The sequence below is a fragment of the Thermoflexus sp. genome, assembly GCF_025055495.1.
Lineage (GTDB): Bacteria > Chloroflexota > Anaerolineae > Thermoflexales > Thermoflexaceae > Thermoflexus.
The window spans coordinates 1-2,204 of record NZ_JANWXB010000207.1 but is presented as its reverse complement, the minus strand read 5'-3'; the positions used below and the strand labels follow the sequence as shown (position 1 = coordinate 2,204).

At 64.3% G+C, this 2,204-nt stretch carries 1 protein-coding gene; it reads left to right on the top strand.

The features are described 5' to 3' along the window. Positions 1–322: 322 nt before the first annotated feature. The gene (gene gntE / locus NZM16_RS06945) at positions 323–1,672 is read left to right on the top strand and encodes a guanitoxin biosynthesis PLP-dependent transaminase GntE (RefSeq protein ID WP_295448917.1); all 1,350 of its coding nucleotides are present in this window, start codon (positions 323–325) and stop codon (positions 1,670–1,672) included. Positions 1,673–2,204 lie beyond the last annotated feature (532 nt).

Genomic DNA, 2,204 nt, shown 5'->3' with positions numbered 1-2,204 from the left:
GGCGGGGAAGCCGCCTACTATCGTAACATCGGTGTTCCCCTGAGCATTGCGGCTCAGATGATCGCCCAGGGCGAGATCGCCGTCCGTGGCGTGGTTCCGCCGGAACGGGCGATCCCCCCCGGAGCGGTTCTTTGAGGAGCTAGCCCGGCGGGGGATCGAGATCCTGGTGGAATGAAGGCCGCGCCTTGGGTCGGAGGGAGGGTGTCCACGGATGGAGCACGAATGCCCGAATTATTCGTGTATTCGTGCCCCATTCGTGGACCCCCCGGCCTCTCGAATGGCTGGGCAGTCCTTTATGATCTTATGAAATCTGGAGGTTGCTATGCATCGCTGGCCGAAGACCCGTGAGCGTTTCCGTCGGGCGAAGGAGGTGATGCCCTGGGGCGTCACCTCGAACTTCCGCTACTGGGGCGACGACCACACCATCGTGGTCAGCCGCGGTGAGGGCCCTTACATCTACGATCTGGACGGCAACCGCTATGTGGATTACCGCCTGGGCTACGGCCCGGTGATCCTGGGCCACGGCCATCCCGCCGTCGTGGATCGGGTCAGCCAGGCGATCCGCGACGGCGTGATCTTCGCCGCCACTACGGATTGGGAGATCCGGGTTGCCGAACGGATCATCCGCATGACCGGCGTGGATATGGTGCGCTTCTCGAACTCAGGAACCGAGGCCACCATGCATGCCCTGCGGATCGCCCGTGCCTACACGGCGCGGGAGAAGGTGATCAAGTTTGAGGGCCAGTATCATGGCCACCACGACTACCTGCTGTTCTCCACCGCCATGGCCCTCCGCCAGCCCTTGGGCAGCCGTCGCCACCCCATCCCCGTCACCGCCAGCTCCGGCATCCCCCGCGCCATCGCCGACTTGGTGATCACCCTGCCCTTCAACGACTTCGAAGCGGTGGAGCGAACCGTGAAGGCGAAGTGGGGGGACATCGCGGCCATCATCGTGGAGCCCATGCTGGGCAACAGCGCGGCCATCATGCCCCACCCGGAGTTCCTTCCCTTCCTGCGCCGCCTGTGCGACGAATACGGTATCGTCCTGATCTTCGATGAGGTGAAGACCGGCTTCCGCATCGCCCGGGGCGGGGCCCAGGAGTTCTTCGGGGTGCGGGCGGACCTCGTCACCTACGCCAAGGCGCTGGGGAACGGCTTCCCGATCTCGGCCATCGCCGGCAAGCGGGAGGTGATGATGACCATCGAGCCGGGGGCGGTGGCCCACGCTGGGACCTACAACGGGAACGTGGTGGGCACCGCCGCGGCGGATGCCACCTTAGAGATCCTGGAGACGACCGACGCGCTGGAGCGGGCTGCCCGGGCCGGCGAACGGCTGATGAAGGGGATCAGCGAGATCCTGACCGAGGCTGGCATCCCCCACGCTGTCTCCGGCCACCCCAACATGTTCAGCTTCCTGCTGAACTTCGAAGGGGTTCCGAGGGATCACCGGGACGTCGTGAGCAGCGACATCGAGCTCTACTCCGAGATCGGTCTGGCGTGCTATGAGCGCGGAGTGATGTATGAGGTGGACCCGCGGGAACCGTGGTTCACCTGCGCGGCCCATACCCCTGAAGTCGTCGACGAAACCCTGAACCGCTTTGCCGACGCTGTGCGTGCCGTCCTCAAGGGCAAACGGATCGGTCCAGCGGAGGTGACTTCCGTAGGGAAGTAACCTCGCCGCCAGCCTTTCTTCGGCGAGCATCCAGCTTGGTTGCGATGGTTTAGGGGTAGTGGGACGGGCGACCTCGCCCCTCGTCCCACTGCCTCAAATATTTCTGCCCCCCACGCTGCTCTGTGGCCCAGAAATGTGGAGGGGGATCGAGCCTTTGGTTCCCTCTCTGGCTTGCCCAAGGTTCTTCTGGGGGGTTGGGGCTGGGCCGGTCTGAAGGGGATAGCCCTTCCTCTCTCTCCCCACGGCCCAGAGGGCTGTGGGGAGAGGGGAGAAAAAAATCTTTCGGGGGCGGTGTGGGAGCCAAAGGCCCCCCACACTGCTCCTCGCTCCTGAAAACCCCCAAATGAAAAAATGGGCAAAGCATTGCTTTCTGGACTTTGGACAAGCAGGCCATACACCCAGCGCCCTGAGCTTTCTACAGCCAGAGGGCCAAGCCCCTCCCCCCCTTTCCCCTCTCCCCGCCGCCCGAAGGGCCGCGGGGACGGGTGAGAAAGCCACGTTTACAAAAGGGGGGTAGGGGGCGGGGCCAAAG